3 protein-coding genes are annotated in these 1,976 nt (G+C 61.4%); 1 reads left to right on the top strand and 2 read right to left on the bottom strand.

What is annotated here, in order from left to right; genetic code table 11:
* Window positions 1-408: NUDIX domain-containing protein (locus AAAB16_RS21820; protein WP_340665226.1), on the bottom strand; the 408-nt coding region annotated here is incomplete at its 3' end.
* Between the two features lie 67 nt (window positions 409-475).
* Here AAAB16_RS21820 and AAAB16_RS21815 point away from each other — a divergent pair.
* Window positions 476-1,231 carry a DeoR/GlpR family DNA-binding transcription regulator gene (locus AAAB16_RS21815; protein WP_340665225.1) on the top strand — a complete coding sequence of 252 codons (756 nt, stop codon included), beginning with the start codon at window positions 476-478 and terminating at the stop codon, window positions 1,229-1,231.
* Between the two features lie 44 nt (window positions 1,232-1,275).
* Here AAAB16_RS21815 and AAAB16_RS21810 read toward each other — a convergent pair.
* On the bottom strand, window positions 1,276-1,976 hold a 701-nt coding region (locus AAAB16_RS21810; protein WP_340665224.1), incomplete at its 5' end, for an alpha/beta hydrolase.

Here is a 1,976-nt window from a genome sequence, read left to right as displayed (position 1 = left end):
GTAGTGGCCGATAAAAAAGTGCAGGCGTTCGGTCACTGAGCCGGGGCTCATAAAGGCTTCAAAAATCTTCTCCACGGCATCGACCTGGTAGCCGGTTTCTTCCTCGGCTTCGAGGCGAATGCGCTCTTCTGGGCTGGCGTCGTCCAGCAGCCCGGCGGCGGTTTCGATCAGGTAGCCGTCGTGGCCGGTGACGTAGCAGGGGATACGAAATTGCCGGGTGAGGATTACCGTGCGCTGTTCCAGGTTGTACAGCAGGATGGTTGCGCCGTCGCCACGGTCATACACCTCACGCACTTGGTGCTGCCAACTGCCGTCTTGGCGTTGCAGTTCAAATTCGACTTTTTTCAGCACATACCAGTTATCCGAGAGCAGGTGCTGGGCGAGGATGCGTACGTTGCGATTGGCCATGGCGGCGCCTCTGTTCAATGTGTGTAATTTCGTGCAGTATCGTGCAACTTCGTGAAGAGAATCGGCGATGCTGACGAGCAAACGCAAGCAATTTTTGCTGGACTGCCTTAACCGCGACGGCCAGTTACTGGCCAAGCCGCTCAGTGAGGAATTGGGCGTTTCCGAAGACACCATTCGCCGCGACCTGCGGGAAATGGCCAAGGAAGGCTTGTTAACACGTGTGCATGGCGGCGCCTTGCCGGCCTCTGCGGCCATGGGCGATTTACCCACCCGTGAGGGCATTTTCCCCGACCAGAAAGCCGCCCTCGGCCGCGCCGCCGCCAAGCGCGTGCAGCCCGGCCAAGTGCTGATACTCGACGGTGGCACCACTTGCATCCAGGTCGCGCGGCACTTGCCACTGACGCTATCGGCCACGGTGGTCACCCACAGCCCGTCCATCGCTGTGGAGCTGAGCGAGCATGTGAATATCGAAGTGTTGATGCTTGGCGGCCGCCTGTTCCGCCACTCCATGGTCGGCACCGGCGCCGCCACCCTGGAAGCCATCGGCCGTATACGGGCGGACCTGTACTTTATGGGCGTGTGCAGCGTGCATAGCACGGCAGGGCTAACCACTGGCGACTACGAAGAAGCAGTGATCAAACGCGCGTTGTGCCATGCCTCGGCGGAAACCATTGTGCTGGCTTCTGCGGAAAAGCTGGCCACGGCGTCGCCTTACCAAGTGGTGGGGTGGGCAGAAATCAGTGGCCTGATCGTGCCGGCCGATGCACCGGCGAAGGTGTTGGCGGGGTTTCGTAAGCACGGGGTGCAGGTTTACAAAGCGTGAGCTTCGGCGCAGCGCAGCTCCGTCGCCACCCTGACGAGCTGTCTTCAGCGCTGGCCAATACCCTGGAACAGCTGCGGCCATAGCGCCCGTGGCAGGTCATGGGCCATGTCTGGCACCAAGTGTAACGTGGCCCCGGCAATGGCCCGGGCAATCGCTCTGCCTCCGGCGGGGCGCACCAACTTGTCGGCTAAGCCATGAATCACCACCGTCGGGGCGCGCACACGTTTGCAGTGCGGCCTTAAGTCACCGCTGCCAAGCACCGCCGCGAACTGCCGGGCCGTGGCTTTAAAGTCGGCGCCACGGGCAATTTGCAGGCGAATCAAGGCGTCCAACTCGTGATCCGGCATGGGGTACGCCGGGCTGCCAATGGCGCGAATCAAGTTACGTTGGCGCTGCACAATCGCTTCTTCGCCAGCGCCTTCGGGCGGCGTCGACACCAGCTTTAAAAATACGCTGGGCGCCGGAGGGGGGAGCAACGGTTGATTGGTCGAAGAAAACAGAATGGTCAGCGCGCGCACTTTGTCCGGGTATTTGCCAGCAAAAATCTGCGCGATCATGCCGCCCATCGATGCGCCCACGATATGCGCTGAGGGCACCTCCAACGCCTCCATCAACTGCGCCACGTCATCCGCCATATCGGTCAGCGAATAGGGCGTTGGCGACGTCAGCCCCAACTGTGCGCGGGCAAACAGCTTCCACTGCGGCGTGGTGTAGGGCTTGTCGACCCGGCTCGACAGGCCTTCAT

This window comes from Pseudomonas sp., assembly GCF_037994325.1.
Taxonomy (GTDB): Bacteria; Pseudomonadota; Gammaproteobacteria; order Pseudomonadales; family Pseudomonadaceae; genus Aquipseudomonas.
The sequence above is the reverse complement of the archived record's forward strand: the minus strand, read 5'-3'. Positions and strand labels throughout refer to the sequence as shown.

Coding starts and splice junctions, on each gene's coding strand:
- AAAB16_RS21815 (WP_340665225.1), top strand. CDS start 476: ATGCTGACGAGCAAACGCAAGCAATTTTTGCTGGACTGCCTTAACCGC.